Annotated in this window: 17 protein-coding genes; 9 read left to right on the top strand and 8 right to left on the bottom strand. The window is 63.4% G+C overall.

Going from position 1 to position 21,483, the window contains the following annotated elements:
• Positions 1–12: 12 nt before the first annotated feature.
• Together uxaC and AC4D1W_RS12170 are read right to left on the bottom strand one after the other, a co-directional pair.
• Positions 13–1,428, bottom strand: coding sequence for a glucuronate isomerase (gene uxaC, locus AC4D1W_RS12175; RefSeq protein WP_490898907.1), 1,416 nt, complete (start codon positions 1,426–1,428; stop codon positions 13–15).
• Positions 1,429–1,492: 64 nt separating this feature from the next.
• A complete protein-coding gene (locus tag AC4D1W_RS12170) occupies positions 1,493–2,500 on the bottom strand; it encodes a LacI family DNA-binding transcriptional regulator (RefSeq protein ID WP_490898906.1) in 1,008 nt (335 codons plus the stop codon).
• Positions 2,501–2,766: 266 nt separating this feature from the next.
• Between AC4D1W_RS12170 and AC4D1W_RS12165 the strand changes: the two genes are divergently transcribed.
• The 4 genes from AC4D1W_RS12165 to AC4D1W_RS12150 all read left to right on the top strand — a co-directional run bounded on the left by AC4D1W_RS12165 (position 2,767) and on the right by AC4D1W_RS12150 (position 8,221).
• Positions 2,767–3,777: a TRAP transporter substrate-binding protein gene (locus AC4D1W_RS12165; RefSeq protein ID WP_490898905.1), complete on the top strand. Its 1,011-nt coding sequence runs from the start codon at positions 2,767–2,769 to the stop codon at positions 3,775–3,777.
• A gap of 12 nt (positions 3,778–3,789) precedes the next feature.
• On the top strand, positions 3,790–4,293 hold the full coding sequence (locus AC4D1W_RS12160; protein WP_490898904.1) for a TRAP transporter small permease: 504 nt from the start codon (positions 3,790–3,792) through the stop codon (positions 4,291–4,293).
• An 8-nt stretch (positions 4,294–4,301) separates the two neighbouring features.
• Positions 4,302–5,612 carry a TRAP transporter large permease gene (locus AC4D1W_RS12155; protein WP_490898903.1) on the top strand — a complete coding sequence of 437 codons (1,311 nt, stop codon included), beginning with the start codon at positions 4,302–4,304 and terminating at the stop codon, positions 5,610–5,612.
• A gap of 233 nt (positions 5,613–5,845) precedes the next feature.
• Positions 5,846–8,221 (top strand): glycoside hydrolase family 3 protein, encoded by a 2,376-nt coding sequence (locus AC4D1W_RS12150; RefSeq protein ID WP_490898901.1) that lies wholly within the window; start codon positions 5,846–5,848, stop codon positions 8,219–8,221.
• A gap of 203 nt (positions 8,222–8,424) precedes the next feature.
• Here the strand turns inward: AC4D1W_RS12150 and AC4D1W_RS12145 are convergent, their stop codons facing one another.
• From AC4D1W_RS12145 to AC4D1W_RS12135, 3 genes are read right to left on the bottom strand one after another with little or no spacing between them, the layout of a single operon-like run.
• On the bottom strand, positions 8,425–9,156 hold the full coding sequence (locus AC4D1W_RS12145; RefSeq protein WP_490898900.1) for a mycothiol-dependent nitroreductase Rv2466c family protein: 732 nt from the start codon (positions 9,154–9,156) through the stop codon (positions 8,425–8,427).
• A 22-nt stretch (positions 9,157–9,178) separates the two neighbouring features.
• Complete coding sequence (locus tag AC4D1W_RS12140; protein ID WP_490898899.1) at positions 9,179–9,607, bottom strand: VOC family protein; 429 nt, start codon at positions 9,605–9,607, stop codon at positions 9,179–9,181.
• A gap of 8 nt (positions 9,608–9,615) precedes the next feature.
• Positions 9,616–10,317, bottom strand: a complete 702-nt coding sequence (locus AC4D1W_RS12135; RefSeq protein ID WP_490898898.1) for a DNA alkylation repair protein — start codon at positions 10,315–10,317, stop codon at positions 9,616–9,618.
• Positions 10,318–10,440: 123 nt separating this feature from the next.
• On the opposite strand from AC4D1W_RS12135, the gene AC4D1W_RS12130 reads away from it, so the two are divergent.
• Positions 10,441–10,752, top strand: a complete 312-nt coding sequence (locus AC4D1W_RS12130; protein ID WP_490898897.1) for a putative quinol monooxygenase — start codon at positions 10,441–10,443, stop codon at positions 10,750–10,752.
• 97 nt (positions 10,753–10,849) lie between these two features.
• Here the strand turns inward: AC4D1W_RS12130 and AC4D1W_RS12125 are convergent, their stop codons facing one another.
• Both AC4D1W_RS12125 and AC4D1W_RS12120 read right to left on the bottom strand, forming a co-directional pair.
• Positions 10,850–15,160 carry a beta strand repeat-containing protein gene (locus AC4D1W_RS12125; RefSeq protein WP_490898896.1) on the bottom strand — a complete coding sequence of 1,437 codons (4,311 nt, stop codon included), beginning with the start codon at positions 15,158–15,160 and terminating at the stop codon, positions 10,850–10,852.
• 168 nt (positions 15,161–15,328) lie between these two features.
• A complete protein-coding gene (locus tag AC4D1W_RS12120; RefSeq protein WP_490898895.1) occupies positions 15,329–16,369 on the bottom strand; it encodes an LLM class flavin-dependent oxidoreductase in 1,041 nt (346 codons plus the stop codon).
• A gap of 181 nt (positions 16,370–16,550) precedes the next feature.
• On the opposite strand from AC4D1W_RS12120, the gene AC4D1W_RS12115 reads away from it, so the two are divergent.
• From AC4D1W_RS12115 to AC4D1W_RS12105, 3 genes are read left to right on the top strand one after another with little or no spacing between them, the layout of a single operon-like run.
• Positions 16,551–17,411, top strand: coding sequence for a sugar phosphate isomerase/epimerase family protein (locus tag AC4D1W_RS12115; protein WP_490898894.1), 861 nt, complete (start codon positions 16,551–16,553; stop codon positions 17,409–17,411).
• Between the two features lie 60 nt (positions 17,412–17,471).
• Positions 17,472–19,181 carry a dihydroxyacetone kinase family protein gene (locus AC4D1W_RS12110; protein WP_490898893.1) on the top strand — a complete coding sequence of 570 codons (1,710 nt, stop codon included), beginning with the start codon at positions 17,472–17,474 and terminating at the stop codon, positions 19,179–19,181.
• Positions 19,178–19,672, top strand: a complete 495-nt coding sequence (locus tag AC4D1W_RS12105) for a ribose-5-phosphate isomerase (protein WP_490892026.1) — start codon at positions 19,178–19,180, stop codon at positions 19,670–19,672. The genes AC4D1W_RS12110 and AC4D1W_RS12105 overlap by 4 nt, the downstream gene beginning before the upstream one ends.
• Positions 19,673–19,700: 28 nt before the next feature.
• On the opposite strand, the gene AC4D1W_RS12100 is transcribed toward AC4D1W_RS12105, so the two are convergent.
• Positions 19,701–20,384 (bottom strand): GntR family transcriptional regulator, encoded by a 684-nt coding sequence (locus AC4D1W_RS12100; RefSeq protein WP_490892027.1) that lies wholly within the window; start codon positions 20,382–20,384, stop codon positions 19,701–19,703.
• A 299-nt stretch (positions 20,385–20,683) separates the two neighbouring features.
• Between AC4D1W_RS12100 and AC4D1W_RS12095 the strand changes: the two genes are divergently transcribed.
• Positions 20,684–21,457 (top strand): SDR family NAD(P)-dependent oxidoreductase, encoded by a 774-nt coding sequence (locus AC4D1W_RS12095; protein ID WP_490892028.1) that lies wholly within the window; start codon positions 20,684–20,686, stop codon positions 21,455–21,457.
• Positions 21,458–21,483 lie beyond the last annotated feature (26 nt).

Below are 21,483 nucleotides of genomic sequence, written 5' to 3'. Positions count from 1 at the left end.
TGTTTCGGACGCTCACAGCTTGAAGACCCGTCGCGGCGCGCGGTCAACGACGTCGACGATCAGTTCCTGCGCGCGGTCCGGCGTGATGCGGTGCTCGGCCACGAGTCGGGCCAGGAACGAGGCTTCGATTCGGCGCGATGCATCGTGGCGGGCGGGGATGGAGCAGAACGCCCGGGTGTCGTCGATGAAGCCGGAGGAGCGTGAGAACCCTGCGGTTTCCGTGATCGCTGAGCGGAAGCGGAGCATGGCGTCGGGGGCATCGAGGAACCACCAGGGCGCACCGATGTACACCGACGGGTAGAACCCGGCCAGCGGTGCCAACTCGCGTGAGAAGACGGTCTCATCGAGCGTGAACAGGACCAGGTGGAAGTCCGGTGCTGTGCCGAAATCCTGCAGCAGCGGGCGGATGGCCTCGGTGTAGCTGACCGGGAACGGGATGTCATGGCCGGTGTCGCCGCCGAACTTCTCGAAGCTGGGCAGGTGATGGTTGCGGTAGGACCCCGGGTGGATCGTCATGACTAAACCGTCCTGGACGGACATGCGCGCCATTTCGTACATCATGTGGGCCTCGAAGACATCGCGGTCCTCGGTGGTCCATTCCCCGCACCGTGCCCGGGTAAAGAGCTTCTCGGCATCGGACCGGTCCAGCTTGAGGGTTAGGGGCGTGCGCACTCCGTGGTCTGCGGACACCGCGCCGTGGTCCACGAAGTAGTGTCTGCGGTTTTCCAATGCGCGGATGTATCCGGCGTAACCTGCTGCACCGTCACCGGCAGCTCCGATCAGCCGGTCTACATTTTCCACCCAGTTGGGGTGCGCGATGTTGATGTACGCGTCGGGCCGGAATGTGGGAACCACATTGCCGCGGAATGTGTCATCGGCTGCGATGGCGGCGTGGTGCTGCAGATCGTCCAGCGGGTCATCCGTGGTGGCCAGTACCTCGATATTGAAGTCGTGGAAGAGCTGGCGCGGGCGGAACGCGGGCTCACTCAAGCGGGACTGGAGTGCATCGAAGGTGCTGTCCGCTGTCTCCTCCGAGATCTCCTCGTCGAGTTTGAAGACATGCTCGAACTCTGAGCGGATCCAGTAGCCGGATGCAGTGCCGTCGAACAACGGCCATGCCTTGCAGAACTCGCGCCACACGCTACGGGGATCCGAGTTGGCGATCGGTCCCTGGTTGAGCCGGTCGAGTGGAACTCCGCTGGCATGGATGAGGCGCACCACGTAATGATCGGGTGTGACCAGCAGTGTCGCCGGATCCGGGAAAGCCGTGTCCTGCGCCAGTACGGCGGCGTCTACGTGGCCGTGCGGCGAAATGATCGGGAGTGACTCCACGAGGGCCAGCAGGTCCCGTGCGATTGCCCGCACACCGGGTTCAGCCGGCAGAAGCCGATCCGGCTCGGCCGCGAGAGAAGAGATAGAAGAAGGCATGCGCCCAATCGTTGCCAAGGAGAACGAGCGTGGTCAACGAGTTGCCATTTGTTGGCAACGACGCTCAGTCGGCTGCAGGCGCCGTCGAGTCGCGGACGATCAGGCGCGTCGGCAGAACTACCGGCTGGTTGGATCGCGAACGGGCACCCCCTGCGAAGGCCAGGAGGTTGTTCACGGCAGTTGCACCCAGCGAGTACAGCGGGGCCTCAATCGTGGTGAGGGACGGCGTGATGAGGGCGGCCCCGTAGCTGTTGTCATGTCCAACTACACTGACATCTCCCGGCACGTTGAGACCACGCTGCTGAAGGGCGCGGATGAAACCAATGGCCATCTGGTCGTTGTACGCGATGACCCCAGGGGTTCGGTGTCGCAGCCACTCCGCGGCAACCTCTTCGCCGCCCCGAATAGTAGGCAGATAAGGTCCCGTCCGGCGGACAGAGAGTTCGAGCTCCATGGCCGCCTCGCGCAGGGAACGCCACCGCATGCCGTCAGCCCAGGACGCCTCCGGCCCGGCCAGATAGGTGATGGTGCGGTGCCCCAACTCACCGAGGTGCTCGGCTGCCCGGCGGATGCCGCGGGGATTGTCGGTCACAACGCTCGCCACATCCTTCACGGCGCGGTTCATGACGATCAGCGGCTTCTGCTTGGCCATCATGCGTATGGCCGAATCCGACATGCGGGAGCTGGAAAGGACAATTCCGTCTACCGACGTCAATGCCCGCTCAAGCGCTTGGCGTTCCTTACGTTCGGACTCCTGGGTGTGCGCGAGGAGCATGGTGTAGCCGGCTTCCGCCGCGGCGGCTTCCGCACCGCGCACCATCTCGGCGTACACGGGATTCCGGATGTCCGCGATGACCAGTGCGATCATCGACGTCCGTTGTCCACCGGGGTGCTGAATGCCGGCAACATGGGTGGAGCGATAGCCCACTTCGACTGCTGCGGCGAAGATTTTCTGTGCCGTGTGGTGGCTCACCCGGCCGGGTCGGGCGAAGGCGCGGGAGACGGTCGACGCCGATACACCGGCAACGCGGGCGACGTCGTAGATCGAGGGCAAACCTCGCGAATCGGGCATCAGAACCTCCGCCACCACCATAGACCCGGCGAAGGCAACTTTTGGCAACTGTTTGAACCCTGAAGCAATTTCTTGGCTCTATTGAGGAAGCTCCACTTCAAAGCGTGTACCCAAACGCCCCAACGAGGCAGCGTTTGAGGATCCTCGCGATGAGGTGCATCTGCACGACGGTCCACTGCGTCGGTATCCGGGAGAATTGAACTTCTGACCCGCCGCCGCAGCGCGCCTCCAACAACGTCCGCGATGGCGGCAGGAAAAGGTAGACGATGAACACCAAGAGGAACTTCACAGTACTGGGATCAGCAACGGCAATGATGCTCGCGCTGTCAGCCTGCGGCGGTGGCGCAGGATCTGCCGGCGCCGATTCACAGACCCTGCGGCTCGCATTGAATCAAACCGAAACCCACCCCTCATACATCGCGCTCGACAATCTGGGTACGAACGTCGAGGAGGGCACCGATGGACGGGTCAGCGTCGATGTCTACGCCAACGAGACCCTTGGCGCGCAGCAGGAAGCGATTCAGCTCGTGAGCGACGGCACCGTGGACATGGCAGTTGTGTCCGGCACCCAGCTGGAGAACCTGAACCCGGATTTCCAGGTCTTCAACCTGCCCGGCGTCTTTGACAGCGTCGAGCACCAAATGGAGGTCATCGGCGACGAATCGGTTGTCGGGGAGCTCTACGCCTCGCTGGAGGACCAGAACCTCACCGTACTGGGTGGGCTGACCCAGGGTACGCGCAGCATCTACAACACCCAGGGCCCGATCAACACACCGGAGGACCTGGCGGGCATGAAGATCCGCGTGCAGGAATCCGACGTGCAGATGAAGATGATCGAGCTCATGGGTGGTGCTCCCACGCCGATGGCGTTCGGTGAGGTCTACACTGCGCTGCAGTCAGGCGTCATCGACGGTGCTGAGAATAATGAGATCTCCTACCTCACCCAGAAGCACAATGAGGTTGCCAAGTACTTCTCCAACACCAACCACCTTGTGGGCCTTGACTACGTTGTCATCAACACCGACGTCTACGAGGCCATGACCGAAGAGGACCGCGCCGCGTTCGAGGAGCAGTGGGACGCAGCGGTTGAAGAGCACACCACCCTCTGGCTCGAGGAGACTGAGAATGCCCACGCCGAGCTGGAAGCCAGCGGTACCGAGTTCAACGACGTCGATGAGGAAGCCTTCAGCTCCGCGCTGGAACCGCTGATCGAGGAATACGTCGACACCGAGGTCGAGCAGACGATCTACGACGCCGCTCGCGCTTCGGCAGAGTAGTTCGCGCCAATCATGCGATCGATCAAGAAAGCATCCGACAAGTTTCTTGCGGCTGCCTGCGTGATCCTTTTCGCGGTGCTGGTGGTGACCGTGGTCTGGCAGGTATTTTCCCGCCAGGTCCTCAATAGCCCCAGTGCGTGGACCTCCGAACTGGCCCAGTACCTCTTTGTGTGGCTGGGCCTGTTCGGGGCGGCCCTGGTCTTCGCGGAACGTGGTCACATTGCGGTCGATTTCCTGGTTCGCAAGTTCCCCGCCCGCGTGGAAAAGGGAACGGCACTCTTCGTGCAAGCCGCGATCATCGCCTTCGCAGGACTGATATTGGTCTGGGGCGGCTACCGCGTCTCCGAGCAATCCTGGAGCCAGGCGCTCTCCGGGCTCCCGGTAACAGTTGGTCCGCTCTACCTGGTGATGCCCATCACGGGCATCCTCATCATCTTCTACGCCGTGTACCACATGATGGCGATCCTCAGAGGTGACGAAGAAGCCATCGAAGACACCGAACCCGACGTCATCTAGGAGCAACCGTGGAAACAGCTTTACTCGCGGGGCTCATTCTCCTCGTCGGAATCGTGGTGCTGATCGCGCTCGCAGTTCCCATCGCGGTCGCCATCGGCTTGTCGTCGGTGGTCGCGATCATCGCCGTTCTCGGCGTGGACCGCGCTGTGTTGACGACGTCGCAGCAGATGTTCGCCGGAATCAATTCGTTCACCCTTCTTGCCATACCGTTCTTCATCCTCGCCGGGGTGCTGATGAACAACGGTGGAATTGCCTCCCGGCTCATCGACGCCGCCAAGGTGCTGGTGGGACGGGCGCCCGGCTCCCTGGCGCAAACCAACGTGGTCGCCAACGCACTCTTCGGCTCAGTGAGTGGCGCAGCAGTTGCTGCTGCCGCCGCTGTCGGAACCGTGATGGGCCCACGGCAGCGGGAAGAGGGTTACGACCGCAGCTTCTCCGCGGCAGTCAACGTGGCGTCGGCACCTTCCGGGATGCTGGTGCCGCCGAGCAACACGTTCATCGTCTATTCGCTGGTCAGCAGCACCTCGATCGCCGCGTTGTTCGTGGCCGGCTATGGACCCGGTCTTGTCTGGATCCTTGCCTGCATGCTCGTCGTCTACGTGTACTCCAAGCGTCACAAGGGCATGAAAACCAGCGACCGGGTGACCCTCGCCGTCGCACTGCAAACGCTTGTCAGGGCAATCCCGGCCATGCTGATGATCGTCATCGTGATCGGCGGCATCCTTGCAGGTGTTTTCACGCCGACAGAGTCGGCGGCCATCGCCGTCGTCTACAGCCTGGTGCTCGGTTTTCTCTATCGGGCGATCAAGGTCAAGGACCTGCCGGGAATCCTGCTGAATGCGACCAAGACAACGGCCATCGTGATGCTGCTGGTAGGCGTTTCAACAGCGATGTCCTGGCTGATGTCTTTCGCCCGTATCCCTGACCTGATCTCGGACAGCTTGCTGGGGTTGACGGACAGCCCGACCGTAATCCTGATCCTGATGATGATCATTCTGCTCATTGTCGGCACGTTCATGGACCCGACGCCGGCCATTCTCATATTCACGCCGATCTTCCTTCCGATCGTCATGGAGTTCGGAATCCATCCGGTCCACTTCGGCACCATGATCGTCTACAACCTGTGCGTGGGGACGATCACGCCCCCTGTCGGTAACGTCCTGTTCGTCGGTGCCAGGGTTGCGGGCCTCCGCATCGAACCGGTGATTTCGAAGCTTCTGCCATTCCTCATGGCGTTGATCGTCGGCCTGTTCCTCGTAGTATTTATCCCGGAGCTCAGCCTTTGGTTGCCAACCCAGTTGGATCTCATCACCCGGTAACCGTGCAAGGAATCGGTTTACAAGCGCCGGAGCAGTGCATCGCACTGCTCCGGCGCTTTGGCGTTCCTCTCCTGCTGCGCGTGGATGCAACTTCCGGCAACAGAAACAACTTGTGGCAACCCCTCCTGCAAACGGATGCGGCCCGGTGAGAGTGGAAGAGGCGCCCCGCACCCGTCCCTGGCTGTGTCCGGGGCGCCGATCATCATTCCCACACTCGATGGAGAGCAGACGAGATGACCCGTATATTCAGACGATTGTCCCGGCGCCAGCGCCTTGCCGCGGCAGTCGCCATTCCGTTGACCCTTACGCTGGGGGTGACTGCCGGAGCGATGCCGCTTCAGGCCAAGTCTCCAGAAAGGACCCCAGCGGCGGTGAACAAGGACGAAGGCAACCACGGCAAGCCGCCGGCGCTGGGTTCGCGCGTGAAGGACACCATCAAGGTCAAGGGCCGCACCTTCAAGGACCTCAACGCCAACGGCACCCTTGACCCCTATGAGGATTGGCGGCTGTCCGCGGAGGAGCGGACCGCGAATCTCGTGTCCCTCATGACGCTGGAGGAGAAGGCCGGCCTCATGCTTATCGACACGCTCAATGCTGCGTGCGACGTCGCTACGCAGACCCGCGGCACGCTGGACCCTGCGGCAACTGATTACATCAACAACCAGCAGATGCACCGCTTCATCTTCCGCAATACGGTGACCAGCGAGGACAAGGCTGTCTGCGGCGAACCCGGCGGCGGCTTCCAGGCAAGCACGTCCCTGACCCCGCAGGAAGCCGCGAACTACATGAACACCATCCAGGAACTGGGTGAAGCAACCCGCCTGGGCATCCCGATGCTCTACAAGTCCAACGCCCGCAACCACATCGACCCCAACGCGCGTGCAGGGATCAACGAGTCAGCCGGAGCCTTCACAGCCTTCCCGAAGGAGGCCGGCATTGCCGCAGCCGCTCTCGGCGAAGAGGCGCTGAAGACCGGGCAGGCTCCCACCACCGGCGACATGTCCGTCGTCGACGATTTCGCAACCGTCATGGGCGAGGAATGGGAGTCCATCGGCCTGCGCGGCATGTACGGCTATATGGCGGACCTCTCCACTGAGCCCCGCTGGTACCGGACCCACGAGACCTTCACGGAGGACGCGGATCTCAACTCGAACATCATGACCCAGCTGGTGCAGACGTTGCAGGGTCCGGTCGACGACGACGGCAGCTCCCTCAGCCCTGACACTTCCGTGGCCCTGACCATGAAGCACTTCCCGGGCGGCGGGCCGCAGGAACTCGGCCTCGACGCGCACTACTCCTTCGGCAAGACTCAGGTATACCCGGGTGGTGGCTTCGGTTACCACCTGCAGCCCTTTGAAGCGGCGATCAAGGCCGGTGTCTCGTCGATCATGCCGTACTACGGTGCGCCCGTGAACGTCACGCACGACGGCGTCACCTACGACCAGACGGGCATGGCTTTCTCCAACCAGATCGTCAATGATCTCCTGCGCGACAAGCTGGGCTTTGCCGGGTACGTGAACTCCGACACCGGCATTATCAACGACCGCGCCTGGGGCCTCGAGGACAAGACGGTTCCCGAGCGGGTGGCCGCCGCGATTAACGGCGGCACCGACACCCTCTCCGGTTTCCACGACGTAAAAACCATCACTGATCTCGTCGACGGCGGGCTGGTCTCCGAAGAGCGGGTAACGCTCGCCGCAACCCGACTGTTGGAGCCGATGTTCAGCATGGGCCTGTTCGAGAACCCGTACGTCGACGCTGAGGCGGCCGGCGTCGTCGTCGGCAGTGCTGCGCACCGCGAGGTGGGGCTGGATCTCCAGCGCAAGTCCGCAGTGCTGCTGCAGAACAAGGAAACGGACGACGGCGGCAACACCCTGCCCCTGAAGGAGGGGTCGGACGTATACATTCTGGGAGACTTCACCCAGAAGACGGTCGAGAGTTACGGCTATAACGTCACCAACGGCAACGTTGCGGGCCCGGCTGACCGGCCGAGCGCCGCAGGAAGCGATTACGCGTTGATCTCGGTAACCGTGAACAACACCAACACGTCGTCCTACGTCAGCAACTCACCGACCTCCGGCATGAACCCGGAGCACATCAACCCCGTAACACTCGAGGGCGTCGAGGGGCTTGACGGTAAGAGCCCCTACGGAGCCGCGGATGCGTGCGTGGCCAAGGAGGCGCCGTCGTGCACAGACAACGGACTGCGCTTCGGCGGGTCACTGCCGTGGGAATCGAGCATTTTGGACTTCACGTCCATGGCCGAGTCGGAGTCCTGGAAGATCACGCCGTCCCTGGACACAATCAAGCAGGTCATGGCCGAGGTTGAGGACCCCGAAAAGGTTGTGCTGCACGTGTACTTCCGCCAGCCGTTCGTTCTGGATGAGGCGAGCGGGCTGCGTGACGCCGGGGCGATCATTGCCGGGTTCGGCATGAGCGACACCGCGCTGATGGACATTCTCTCCGGCAAGGTGTCGCCTCAGGGCCGCATGCCGTTTGCGCTCGCCGGAAGCGCTGAGGCCATCCGCGAGCAGTACAGCGACATGCCCGGCTACAAGGAGACGACGGACGGCGAGTTGTTCCCGTTTGGGTTTGGTTTGACGTACTAGTTTCCTGACCGCCCCTGAAGATTCGGTCGAAAACGGCGGGGTAGAGCGAAGGTTGCTCTACCCCGCCGTTGTCGGTCGAAATGCCGGCGGGGGAGTGGGATGGGAGCGGACTCAGCCGCGTTTCAGTTCGATATTCAACGCGTCCCGGCCAACCCTGGCCAGTGCGGTGTTCATCAATCCAGTTAACACTCTGGCGAGCGGCGCTACATCTTCTGGCGCCGGCTCCCGCCGTGCCAGTCCTCCTCGACGCCCGTCTCGGCGTCGGCGATCCCGAAACTGCGCAGCTGGGGCTGCTCGCGGAGGCTGCGCTTCAGTTCCGCGAACCCAGGGAAGCGTGCCAGGCCCAGCACGTGGTCCCAGAGCTCACCGGCCTCTTCGCGGGAGGGGAGCCTGCTGATGACGGGGCCGAAGAACGCCACGCCGTTGGGCGGCTCGAAGTGGATGATCGGTGTGCCGACGTCCTTGCCGGTGTGGGAAAGCGCTTCGTCGGTCTCAGCCTGGATGACGGCGTCAAGCGATTCGTCCTCAAGGGCGCCAACCAACGACGACGGCAGCCCGGCTTCTGCCAGAATCGGCTCCAGGAAGGCGCGGCTGCCGTGGTGTCCGGTGGCTCCGGACTGCCACGGATCGTCCCTTCCGGTGTCGAAGATGTGCGCGCCGCGCCGGGCATAAAGGGTGCCGACGGCGTCGGGCCCGTGCTCCTGCCTTGTGCGGGCCGCGACGCGGAGCAGGCGGAGGCCGGCAGTATGTCCGGCTTCATAGCCCTCGGGGAAATGTGAGTCATAGTCGACCGACGAATTGAGCAGGCGCAATGAGATGAAGCGCCACTCGACGGAGTAGTCGCGATCCTCCGTCACCATGCGTACCCATTTGCTGGTCATCCAGGCGAAGGGGCAGACCGGGTCAAAGTAAAAGTGGATGTCGGCGTTGCTCATGCGGCCACTATAGGGGCGGTGGCTAGCCGAGTTCCACGCCGCCGTCGTCGTTGATGCGCCAGCCCGGATTGTGGGCGATCTCCCAGACGATGCCATTCGGGTCCTGTACATGCGCGTGGAAGATGCCGCCGAACTGGCCATGCTGCGGTGCCTTCACGGTCACGCCACCGGCCGCAGTCATGGCGGCCACAATGCTTCGGACGGCGTCAGGGCTGTTGACGTTGTGGGAGAGGGTTACGCCGGATACGTTCGGCGCGGGACCGCCGCCCAGGTCTTCGGCGAATTTGCCTGCGTCGAACAAGCCGAGGAGCAGGCCGGGCGCCACTTGGTAGAAGAGGATCTCGCCTGGCACATCGAGCTTCGCCTCCCAGCCAAGACCGTCCTGATAGAAGGCTCGGGCAGCATCGAGATTCCGGGTGGCGAGGGTGATGAAATGAAGCTGCTGGTCCATGGGGCTCCTTAACCTGTTCTTCCGACGTAGCGGTCGCGGATGGGTTTGGCTAGTTTCTCAGTGGCAGCCCGCACGGCTGAGCGAGCCATCTCGGGGACGTGCTCGTCAAGGAACGCGAGCAGCGCCGGCTCATCATTGTCGCCGACATAGCGCAGCATCCACCCAACACCCTTCTGAACGAACTCTTCTTCGTCGTGCGTGAGAATTGCCGCGATACGCAACGTATCTGCGACCTCCCCGCGCTTGAGGAACGCCGCAGTCGCGACGATCGCGCTCCTTCTCCGGGGCCAAAACGTCGATACCGCTAGATCGTCCAGGGGCGTCCGCGACCTGTTCAACAGCCAGGATCCGACAACCTGATATGCGACGAGGTCCACGAGGTCCCAGGTGTTGATCCGGTCATGGCGCCGCAGACAGAGGTCGTACAACTCACCGTGCCGCTCAGGAGGAACCTTTTTCGCTGTCGCCGCCTTGCCCATGATCGAGCACGCGCCGACACGTACCTCGTGGGTTTCGCTCTCAAGCAGCCGCTCGATTTCGGCAGTCCTCATCGTGAGATTCTGCTTAGCGAGCGCGAAAACGTCACCCATCCGCACCCCGATCAGCGAATTGTCGCCGGGGAAGAAGCGCTGGTATTTGGTTCGTTGCTCCTCGGTGGCGAGATCCCGGAGGCGGCTCTCGAACTCCGCCGCCGAAAGAGACTCGCTCATGACATCGCCTTCCTCAGGTACCCCGGGACTCAGCTGCACCTCTTGGTAGAGCTCGCCAAACACGGGTCCGGTTGTTGTCTAGTATGGCGAAGAAGCTTCTACCGACTAAGAGAGTGAGATCCCATGTCGATCGTCGTTACCGCAGTTTTCACCCCCAACGAGGGAGCCTTCGACCAGGTGGTCGAGGCGCTTCGTCCGGCGATCGCTGAGGTGCACGAGGAACCAGGGTGTCTGCTCTACGCCATTCACGAAGCCCCGAACGGGGACATCGTGATGATCGAGAAATGGGAGAGCGTGGAGTTGTTGGACGCGCACGGTGCGGGTGATGCTGTTGCACGCCTGGGTAAATCGCTCCAAGGTCTGCTGCAGAAGCCGGTCGAAGTGGCACGGTTGACCGCCAACCCGGCCGGAACGGCGACCCAAGGCGAGCTTTAACCGCTCAGTCGAAAGAGACCGGTTCCGCTCCCTCAACGGAAGCGGAACCGGTCTCTTTCGTCAGAGCTTCTATCTCGATGAAATTGCTCCCTCAGGCCTACCTGACGGGGTGGGTGACATTGAGTGTGTAATCCGCATCCCGACCGGTGTTGTTGATGAGCGAGAAGCGGTAGTCACCGGGAATGGTTACGGTAAAGGTCCCGGTCTTGGGCCGTGCGCTGCTGGTGTCCAGATAGACTTGGCTCCCGGAGGGATCTGTCACCCGCACGTCGAGGTCAACCCGCGATTCGTCCCAGTTCAAGTCGAAGGTCACCGTGCCGGTACCGGAGGAGACGATGTGGTTGATCGTCTGGTTATCGTCTATTTCCCCCGAGAACGTGGTGGTGGTTGTTGTTGGCGTGGGTGCGGTGACGGTAAGGGGGGCCGTACGCGTGACCCCGTCGTAGGTAGCGGAAATGATGCTTGAGGTGTTCGTGCCGACGGTGCTGGTCGAGACGGTGAAAGTCGCTCCCGTTGCTCCTTCGGCGATGGTGACACTGACAGGTACGGTCGCGGCGGATGTGTTGCTGCTGGCCAGGGCAACAGTGACACCTCCGGCCGGCGCTGCAGTGTCGAGTGTGACGGTGCCGGTCGAGTTGTTGCCGCCGGTCACGGTCGTGGGGTCGAGGCTCAGGGACGCCAGCGCGGGGGCCGGCGCGCTGTTGTCGACGGTGATGCTGACAGTTGCGGCGTTGCCGCTGTTGCCCGCGGCGTCGGTGGCGATGGCCGTGAGGTCCACGGAGCCGTTGGTCGTCGTGGTGGTGTCCCACGAGATGTCATACGGAGCGGTGGTGTCCGCGCCGATGAGCGTGCCGTCCGCGAAGAACTGGACTTCGGTGACGCCGACATTGTCTTCGGCAGCCGCGCTGACGGTGATGGTGCCGGAGACCGTGGCCCCGGCAGCAGGCGTCGAGATACTCACGGTCGGCGCGGTCGTATCAGTCGGCGGCGGCGCATTGTTCACCGTGACCGCGACCGCGTCTGCGTTGCCGGCGTTGCCCGCTGCGTCGAAGGCCGTAGCGGTCAGGACGTGCTCACCGTCAGTGGAACCTGTGGTGTCCCAGGAGATCTCGTAGGGCACGGTCTCGTCAGTGCCGACCTCAGTGCCGTCGACATAGAAGACGACATGGGACACCCCGACGTCGTCGGAAGCAGTGGCCGCTACGGTCACCGTTCCCGAAACAGTGGCTCCGCCTGGGGGTGAGGAGAGGCTCACAGCCGGGGCAGTGTTGTCCACCGGTGGCTCCTCCACGTTCTCCACCGTGACCGTCACCGGTGCAGACATGGCCGTGTTGCCTGCGGCGTCGACTGCGGTCGCCGTCAGGGTGTGCTCCCCGTCAGCCACAGTGGTGGTGTCCCAGGAAATCCCAAACGGAGAAGTCGTGTCCGCACCGATCAGCGTGTTGCCCACACTGAAGCGCACCTCGGTAACGCCGACGTTGTCGGCCGCAGTAGCACTCACCGGAACTGTTCCGGAAACGGTCGTGCCGTTCGCCGGCGCGGAGATACTCACAGTCGGTGCCGTCGTATCGGCCGGCGCCTGTGGCGAGTTGACCGGATGCGTGACGTCGAGGGTGTAATTCGTCTTGCGGTCGGTGTTGTTGATGAGCGAGAACCGGTAGTCGCCAGCGACTGTGGCCGTGAAAGAGCCCGTCTTCGGCCTGGCGTTGCTGGTGTTGACGTAAACCTCGTTTCCGGAGGGGCCTGTGACCCGAAGGTCGAGGTCCACCCGTGATTCGTTCCAGTTCAGATTGAAGGTAACGGTGCCGGCTCCGGACGAGACGGTCTGATTGAGCGTCTGGTTCTTGTCGATGCGACCGGAGAACGAGGTGGTTGTTGTGGTGGGTGCGCTGTTGTCGACCGTTACGGTAACCGGTCCGGCATCACCGGTGTTGCCGGCCGCGTCGACGGCGGTGGCCGTGAGTTCCGCGGAGCCGTTGGCCGTGCTGGTGGTGTCCCAGGAGATGCTGTGGGGTGCCGTTGTGTCGGTGCCGATGACATTCCCGTTCGCGAAGAAGCGGACTTCCGTGACGCCGACGTCGTCTGATGCATTCGCGCTGACTGTGGTGGTCCCGGACACCGTGGTGCCGGCTGCCGGTGCGGAGATGCTTACCGTGGGCGCCGTGGTGTCAGCCGGTGGCGGAGGCGGCGGAGCTGTGCCGCTTCCGAACTTCGCGACGAAAGCGTCGCCCCAGAAGATGCTGGTGTCGCCGGCCCATAGCTGGTCGAAAGCCCCGGCAGTGGTCGGGAAGTCCGACGACAGGGTAGTCCCGGTGACATAGATATTCTCGTTCGGATCGAGGGCTATGCCGCTGGCGAACTCGTTGTTGCTGCCGCCCAGATAGGTGGCGTAAATGAGGCTGGAGCCGTTGTCATTGAGTTGTGCAAGGTAGGCATCGCCGCTGCCGGCATTGGTCGGCTGATGTGCATCAGCGGTGGTGGCTGCGCCGGCTTCGGCCCGGCCGCCGATCCATGCGTTATTCGCCGCATCGACGCTGATTGCCGCGGAGGAAGCGATGCCAAGGTAGGTGGAGTAGCTGAGGGCGGCGCCGTCAGAGCGCAGCTTCGCGACAAAGGATTCGCTGGTCGAGTCGAAGGCCGTATCGAACGCCCCGGCAGTCGTCGGGAATTCCGGTGACTGGGTTCCTCCCGTCACATAGGCGTTCCCGGCGCCGTCGATCGCCAGTCCGTTGGCCCGGTCCACCCGGGTGCCGCCCAGGAACGTTGACCAGACAAGACTGCCCCCGGTGGTATCCAGCTTGGTCACGAACACCTCGAAGAGGTCAGCGAAACCGCCGCCGCTATGAGCAGGCTGGAAGGAGCCGGACGTGGTGGGAAATTCAAGGGAGCGCGTTGAGCCGGTCAGGTAGGCGTTCCCGGCAGTGTCGACGGCGATGCCCGCTGACAGCTCGTTCTCCGCCCCGCCGAGGAAGGTGGAATAGGCGAGGGAGCTTCCGCCGGGGTTCAGCTTTGCAACAAAAACGTCCTCGCCGCCACCAAACGTGGCGTCGAATGCACCCGTGCTCACAGGGAAGTCGGCAGAGAACGTACTGCCGCCTACGTAGGCATTGCCGTCACCGTCGACGGCGATGATACGTCCGTCGTCGCTCGCTGCCCCGCCCAGGAAGGTGGAATACTGCAGCCCTCCCGTCGAGCTGAGCTTGGTGACGAAGCCGTCGGTGGCCGTCTGTTCCCCCACGCTCAGCGTCTGCTGAAAGGCTCCGCTGGTGATGGGGAAGTCGCCAGAGCTGGTCTGCCCGGTGATGTACGCGTTCCCGGCAGCGTCCACCGCGACGTCACGGGCCGTCTCCGTCTCTTCAACCGTGCCCCTCCGGGTGGGCGTCGGAGTGCCGCCCAGGTAGGTGGAGTAGACCAGACCGGAGCCGTCAGCGTTGAGCTTGGTGACGAAGGCATCCATCACCCCGCCGCTGAAGGTTCGGTCAACGGTTCCCACCGTGGTGGGGAAGTCCGTCGATTGAGTGCTGCCGGCGATGATCGCGTTTCCGTCGGCATCGACGGTGATCGCTTCGGCGCGATCAGCGCTAGAGCCGCCAACGAAGGTGGAGTAATCGAGTCCCGGATCAATGACCAAGGGGTGCTCCGCCTGATAGGGGCCGACGTCGAAACTGTAGGCGGTGCCTTCATTCAGTTGGAAACTGCTTGCCACCGGCACCCGTGCACCGTCGATTTCCTGATAGGACACAGGGGCTGAGTCCTCCAGGGACCCGAGCGCAGTTCTGATCTGCATCGCACCGGAGCTGTCCACCGTGAGGCTGCTGGCGCCGTCGTAATCCAGCCCGATCACGCCGGGGTCAGTTCCGGGTTGGATATGGAACTCGTACTTCAGCTCGCCGTCCTGGCCGCGCAGCCGCATGTCGATTCCAGGCCAAAGCTCGTCGTAAACGACTTCAGAGTAGCCGGAGAGCCCGGTGTTCCATTGGCCGGGGTCATTGCCCCGGACATAGTTCACCCGGGCGTCAGTGGGTCCGACGGCTTTCAGCTGGACGCCGTCGTGGGCACCGACGAAATTCATGCCAAGGACCGACGCGCGGGGCGCGGCATTCGACCCCACGGGGAGATCCTCGCTGAGCGAGATGACGATCTGCTCGGGCGTAAAGAAGAAGGCGTAGTCGGACCCCTGAGCGTGGTAGCGCACCTGAGGATCGGTTTGACCGAGGTTCTCAACGAAGGTCAGGGGCAGATCCGCGAAGGCCTGCGAAATCTGTTTCTCCTCCGCGGAGGTAGGAGAGGCCGACGACGACGAGGCCGTTGTCAGCGGCTGCGCGCTCGCAGGCACTCCGAGCATCAGCGAAAGAACGACGACGCCGAGCGCCTTCAATGACAGGTTGCTGCTGGACCTGGAGGGCATCGCCGGTCTCCGTCTGTAATGGCGCTGCCTTCGAGGCAATCGGTAAAACGGATACGCGGACGAGTTATGACGGCCGAGCTTGGCTCCCAGAAGCGCCTGACCTATGTGGAGATCTCACGGTAGGCAGGATCCCATGGAGAAACCTTGGGAAATTCTTGGGAGGCCTAGCTAGGGAAGACGATCGACGTCAACCTTCCGCTCCCACCCGATCGCCGGCGCAACGTGTTCAGCGACGTTCCGCAGCAGTTTGGCGTTGTAGTCGACGCCAAGCTGGTTCGGCACGGTGAGCATGAGGGTGTCGGCGGAGCGCACGGCGTCGTCACCGGCCAGTTCCGCGGCGATTCTGTCGGGCTCGCCGATGTAGCTTTTCCCGAAACGGGACATGGCGCCGTCGAGCACGCCCACCTGGTCGCGCGTCTCGCGCAGCGCGCTGAGGGCAAAATACTGTCGGTCCTCGTCGTCAACGATCGGGATGACGCTGCGGCTGACTGAAACCCGGGGGGAAAAGGTGTGGCCGGCCTCGTCCCAGGCTTCGCGGAACAGCTGGATCTGTTCGGCTTGCAATTGGTCGAAGGGAACGCCGGTGTCTTCCGTCAGCAGGGTCGAGCTCATCAGGTTCATGCCCTGCTCGGCGGCCCAGACCGCGGTCTTCCGTGTGCCGGCTCCCCACCAGATGCGTTCGCTCAATCCGGGGGAGTGCGGCTGGATGGGTAGCAAGACGGCTCCCTGACGAGGGTCGGCCTGTGCAATCCCGGCACCGCTGATCGCGTAGCGGAACACCTCGGCGTGCCGGCGTGCCGTGTCCGCCGGTTCCTCGCCGTCCGCAGGGACGTAACCGAAGTTCGCCGCACCGTTGAGCGCTGGCTCGGGGGATCCCCGGCTGATTCCCAACTGCAGCCGTCCGCCGCTGATGAGGTCGGCTTCTGCGGCTTCCTCCGCCATATAGAGCGGGTTTTCGTAACGCATATCCACTACGCCCGTGCCGATCTCGATGCGCGAAGTGCGGGCCGCAATGGCCGAGAGGAGCGGGAACGGGGCTGCCTGCTGGCGCGCAAAGTGATGGACCCGGAAGAACGCACCGTCGATGCCGATTTCCTCGGCTGCCTCCGCGAGCTCGATTCCCTGGATGAGGGAGTCGCGTGCGGAACGGGTGCGTGAGCCTTCAAGCGGTGACCAGTGGCCGAAGGAGAGGAATCCGATTCGCTTCATACGCGCAACAACCACGCCCGACGGCGGGACATTCCTTTCGTGCCCAGGGTCCGCATGCCGTCAGCGACGAGTCAACACGTCCCGCGGGGACCGCTCAGTCAACCGTCCGCATTCACGTGACAGATCTCACCTTTTCGTGGTTGACTGTTAACAGTCGAACAGTGAACCTCGAGAGGTGACGATGACGTTTCATCCCAAACTGGGATGCTCCAGTATCAGCTTCCGGCATCAGGACCTTCCCGAGGCCCTGTCCACTATCCGCGGCATCGGATTCGAGCAGATTGACCTCGGAGCGCTGCCCGGTGTCTGCAACCATGTGCCCTTCGAGCTCACCGCGGAGGCGGTGACAGAGGTCATCGGCCAGGTGAAACAATCCGGCATCGCCGTGCGTTCGGTCAACGGCGACGTAGGCGATCTCAATGCGCTACTCGACGCCGATGCACGCGCCGCCCGTCAGGAGCATCTGAACCGACTCCTGTCACTGACAGCCGGCGTCGGTGCACGTGCCCTGGTGCTTCCCTGCGGTGCGCAGGACCACGCGCCGGTGGCAAACCTGGAGGAAGACCTCGCCCTCGTTGCGGAGGAACTCATCGCGGCGTCCCGCCTCGCACAGTCCTATGGTGTGGAACTGTGGACCGAATCCCTCCACTTCTTCCGGCTCAGCTGGAACATCGACATCGCCTCCAGGCTCCATGAGTTGCTGGGGGAGAGCGGCGTCGGGGTGGTCATGGACTTCAGCCACATCGTCGCTGCCGGCAACGACCCTATGGACTTCGTGGAACGCTTTGCCCCGATCATCCGGCATGTGCATCTTCGCGACGCTGTGCCGGGGAACATCCATCTGTCCATCGGAAACGGAGCCGCCGACTTCGCCGGCGGCATCGCCGCCCTGTTGAACGCCGGCTACGACGGGAACTTCGCGCTCGAACTTGAGACGCGGGACGTCTCCCATGAGGAGCGGCCGGCCGCCGCCGCCAAAGCCGGCAAGTACATCTCCGACATCATCAGTACGAAGTCACGACAGAAAGCAGCAGTTCTATGACCCGGGTTCCGGCTCTTTCTACCTCCTAACTCATCCGTTGTTCGCTGGAAGGCACTCGACATGACTCACATATTCAACGATCCCGCCGAGTTCGTCGGGGACGCTATGCGCGGGTTCGTGGATCTTTACCCCCGCTACGTCCGGGGAGTTGCCGGGGGAGTGACCCGCCGGCAGAAGCCCGCCGAACCCAAGGTCGCAGTCATTGTGGGTGGCGGCAGCGGCCACTACCCGGCGTTCGCGGGGATTGTGGGACCGGGTTTCGCCGACGCCGCCGTCGTCGGGAATATCTTCACCTCGCCGTCGTCGCACTTCGCGTACTCTGTGGCGAAGGCCGCGCACAGCGGCAGGGGCGTGATCTTCAGCTACGGAAATTACGCCGGCGATGTCATGAACTTCGGGCTCGCAACGGAACAGTTGCAGGAGGAGGGTATCGACGCCCGCAACCTGTTGGTCACCGACGACATTGCCAGCGCGCCCGTCAATGAAATGAGCAAGCGCCGCGGGATCGCCGGCGACTTCGTCGTCTTCAAGGCGCTCTCCGCTGCGGCGGATGCAGGCTTGGACATCGATGAGGTCGAGCGCGTCGGGCGCAAGGCGAATGACCGCACGCGCACCATTGGCACTGCCTTCTCCGGATGCACCTTCCCCGGCGGAGCCGCTCCGCTCTTCACCGTAGACAAGGGAGAAATGGGCCTGGGCCTGGGTATCCATGGCGAACCTGGTCTGCACAACGAGCCCATCCCGTCCGCTGAGGACCTTGCGCGGCTGCTGGTCGACCGACTCATGGCCGAGGCCCCCGCGGACCACAACGGGCGGGTCGGTGTCATCCTCAACGGACTCGGCAGCACCAAGTACGAGGAACTGTTCGTGTTGTGGGGATCGGTGGCGCCGCTGCTGCGTGAGCAGGGCCTGGAACTGGTGGACCCTGAAGTCGGTGAACTCGTCACCAGCCTGGACATGGCCGGTGTCTCCCTCACCCTTGTCTGGCTCGACGAGGAACTGGAAAAGTACTGGACCGCGCCGGCAGATACCCCCGCCTACCGCAAGGGTGACAATATGGCCGCCGCGGAGTGGGACGCCGACGACGACGCCGCTGCGGAAAGCAGCGTTGCTTACGCATCAGGCTCCGACGCCTCGCGCGCGGCCGCAGCCCAGACTCTCGAACTCATGGCGTCGGTCCGGAAAGCCCTCCACGATGCCGAAACCGAGCTCGGACGGATCGACGCTATCGCCGGCGATGGCGACCACGGCCGCGGCATGGTCCGCGGTATCGACGCGGCGCTCGCCGCCGCACAGCGCGCCGCCGAAGCTGGCGCGGGCGTCGGCACGGTGCTGCAGGCCGGCGGCGATGCCTGGACGAGTGAGGCGGGCGGAACCTCCGGCGTGCTCTGGGGCAGCGCCCTCGGGGCGTTCGGCCGGGTCATCGGCGACGAAGAACATCCATCGGCGCAGCGCCTCGCCGAAGCGGTCGAAGCTTTCCGGCAGCGGCTGGTGGCACTCGGGAAGGCGGAGCCGGGTGACAAGACGATGGTCGACGCCGTCGTCCCGTTCGTCGCCACCTTCCGTGAAGCGGTCGACGGAGGGCGTCCTGCATCGGAGGCAGTGGCCGCCGCAGCTGAGGCTGCCGATTCCGCTGCCCGCAGCACGGCGGAACTGCGCCCCAAACTCGGCCGGGCGCGTCCGCTTGCGGAACGAAGCATCGGCACCCCGGACCCGGGGGCCACATCATTCGCGCTGATCGCGCGTGTACTGACGGGAGAAACCAAATGAACGCACCACTGCGGCTGGTCATCGGCTGCGACGACGCCGGACTGCGCTACAAGGAAGCACTCAAGCAGGTGCTCGAAGACAGCGACCTCGTTGCCTCCGTGCTCGACGTCGGTGTCCAGGCAGACGAGGACACCGCGTACCCCCGCGTTGCCTTCAAGGCCGCCGGTGAGATCGCCGAAGGCCGGGCCGACCGCGCCCTGCTGATCTGCGGCACGGGACTCGGCGTCGCGATCAGTGCCAACAAGGTGCCCGGCATCCGCGCCGTTACCGCGCACGACTCCTTCTCCGTGGAACGCTCGGTGCTCTCGAACAATGCACAGGTCCTTTGCGTCGGCGAGCGCGTGATCGGTTTGGAACTCGCCAAGCGCCTGGTGAAGGAATGGCTCGGCTACCGCTTCGATGAACAGTCTGCTTCCGCAGGCAAGGTCGCCGCCATCACCGACTTCGAACGGAAGAACGGCACCGTCGAGGAGCCGGCTTCCTGCGACTGAGCAGCCCTGGAATCGGCGCGGCCGTGAGTTACTGAGCGGGCTCCTCAGGAGAAGTGCCGAGGAGGTTGGAAAGGGCAATCTCCATGTGTTCAATGGTCACGTGACGGGCGATGCCTGTATCTCCGGACTTGATCGCGTCCACAATGTCCTGGTGGCGGTTCGGTGTCATGTTGCCGACTGCGCGCTCAAGGCCGGAGAACATGATCGACATCCGGATCGAGCCCTCGAGGGACCCCCACTGGTGGATCAGGGTGCTGTTCCCTGCCAGCTCGACGAGCGTTCGGTGGAAGTCGAGATCCGCTTCGATGCTCGCATCGAGACCGTCCTTCCGGGACCGCTCCATGTGGGCGACGGCGGCGGTCAGCTTCTCGACGACGGCGCTGCGGTCGGTCCTAGCCGCCAAACGCTCAGCGGCCAGGGCCTCCAGGGCAGCACGAACCTCGAAAATCTCGCCGATCTCACCGGAGTCCAGGTTGCGCACCCGCAAACGGCCCCTGTCATCAGCGGTAACGAGGCCTTCCTGCTGAAGCTGACGGAGCGCTTCACGCAGGGTGCCGCGGCTGATGCCGAGCGTTTCCGACAGCTCGGTTTCGACCAGATGCCTGCCCGGGGGAAGCTCGCCGGTGGTGACTGCGATGCGCAGCGCCGTGACCGCTTGCTCGCGCAGGTTGGTCCGCGCGAGTCCGGATAATGCCATTGATGAAGCTGCCACTGATCGGTCTCCGAGTGTCGGCAATTGGTTCGTCTACGGAACTGTACCGCGCCGCCGGAGAGTTCCAGAGCTGCAGGAATTCGGCCTGCTGTTGACAGTTAACTAGATCCACTGTCCGATATCGCGGGAATGTTTGTCAATGGGTTGCTCAGGGACTTTACGAGTCGGAAAAAATGTGACAAGCTTCACTTCAATGAGTTGACTGTTAACAGTCAGCATGCCGGAACAGGCGAACGGAACGCATACCGTCGCATCCGCGAAAAACTGATACAAATCCCCCGATTCCCAGGAGACAAAGCATGACCAACCCTCAACGCACTGCCGTCGTCACCGGCGCAGCCTCACCACGAGGAATCGGTAAGGCGACAGCTGCCCGCTATGCCCGCGACGGCTGGGCCGTCGTCATTCTGGATCTCGACGGTGAAGCCTCCTCAAAGGTCGCCGCCGAAATAGCCGGTGACTTTGGAGTTCCTGCCTTCGGCCACGTCGTTGATGTGACCAACGAGCAGTCAGTTCTCGAAGCGCACGCCGCCGTTGACGCCGAGGTTTCTGCAGGCAGGCTTCCGGCTGTCGGTGCCCTGGCCAACATCGCAGGAATCACCTCGCCCGTGCCCTTCCTGGAGACCACGCTCGACCTGTGGAACAAGGTCATGGCCGTGAACGCAACAGGCACCTACCTCGTGACCAAGGCATTCCTGCCGGGCATGCTGGATCAGCAGTGGGGCCGGATCGTGAACATGTCCTCCGTATCCGCCCAGCGCGGCGGCGGCGTATTCGGCCGCGTACCTTACTCCTCGGCCAAGGCCGCGATTCTAGGGTTCACCAAGTCGCTGGCCCGTGAACTCGGGCCGCAGGGCGTGACGGTCAATGCTGTTACCCCCGGTGCCGTGGATACGGACATCCGTGTCGGCACCACGCCTGAGCTCGAGGCCGCGATCGTCCGCGATGTTCCGCTGGGCCGTCAGGGATCGACGGACGACATCGCCGGAGTGATTGCATTCCTTTCCTCGGAGGACGCCGGCTACATCACCGGTTCCACCATCGATATCAACGGCGGCAGCCACATCCACTAACACGCTCCACACCCACTTCAGGAAAA

Source organism: Arthrobacter sp. TJ-170 (assembly GCF_058269305.1).
This window is presented reverse-complemented; position numbering and strand designations above follow the sequence as displayed.

What these genes read in the sequence shown, in the direction of transcription:
- AC4D1W_RS12110 (WP_490898893.1), top strand. Translation starts at nt 17,472, where the DNA reads ATGACTCACATATTCAACGATCCCGCCGAGTTCGTCGGGGACGCTATG.
- AC4D1W_RS12150 (WP_490898901.1), top strand. Translation starts at nt 5,846, where the DNA reads ATGACCCGTATATTCAGACGATTGTCCCGGCGCCAGCGCCTTGCCGCG.
- uxaC (WP_490898907.1), bottom strand. Translation starts at nt 1,428, where the DNA reads ATGCCTTCTTCTATCTCTTCTCTCGCGGCCGAGCCGGATCGGCTTCTG.
- AC4D1W_RS12165 (WP_490898905.1), top strand. Translation starts at nt 2,767, where the DNA reads ATGAACACCAAGAGGAACTTCACAGTACTGGGATCAGCAACGGCAATG.
- AC4D1W_RS12135 (WP_490898898.1), bottom strand. Translation starts at nt 10,317, where the DNA reads ATGAGCGAGTCTCTTTCGGCGGCGGAGTTCGAGAGCCGCCTCCGGGAT.
- AC4D1W_RS12120 (WP_490898895.1), bottom strand. Translation starts at nt 16,369, where the DNA reads ATGAAGCGAATCGGATTCCTCTCCTTCGGCCACTGGTCACCGCTTGAA.
- AC4D1W_RS12105 (WP_490892026.1), top strand. Translation starts at nt 19,178, where the DNA reads ATGAACGCACCACTGCGGCTGGTCATCGGCTGCGACGACGCCGGACTG.
- AC4D1W_RS12140 (WP_490898899.1), bottom strand. Translation starts at nt 9,607, where the DNA reads ATGGACCAGCAGCTTCATTTCATCACCCTCGCCACCCGGAATCTCGAT.
- AC4D1W_RS12160 (WP_490898904.1), top strand. Translation starts at nt 3,790, where the DNA reads ATGCGATCGATCAAGAAAGCATCCGACAAGTTTCTTGCGGCTGCCTGC.
- AC4D1W_RS12170 (WP_490898906.1), bottom strand. Translation starts at nt 2,500, where the DNA reads ATGCCCGATTCGCGAGGTTTGCCCTCGATCTACGACGTCGCCCGCGTT.
- AC4D1W_RS12095 (WP_490892028.1), top strand. Translation starts at nt 20,684, where the DNA reads ATGACCAACCCTCAACGCACTGCCGTCGTCACCGGCGCAGCCTCACCA.
- AC4D1W_RS12125 (WP_490898896.1), bottom strand. Translation starts at nt 15,160, where the DNA reads ATGCCCTCCAGGTCCAGCAGCAACCTGTCATTGAAGGCGCTCGGCGTC.
- AC4D1W_RS12145 (WP_490898900.1), bottom strand. Translation starts at nt 9,156, where the DNA reads ATGAGCAACGCCGACATCCACTTTTACTTTGACCCGGTCTGCCCCTTC.
- AC4D1W_RS12130 (WP_490898897.1), top strand. Translation starts at nt 10,441, where the DNA reads ATGTCGATCGTCGTTACCGCAGTTTTCACCCCCAACGAGGGAGCCTTC.
- AC4D1W_RS12115 (WP_490898894.1), top strand. Translation starts at nt 16,551, where the DNA reads ATGACGTTTCATCCCAAACTGGGATGCTCCAGTATCAGCTTCCGGCAT.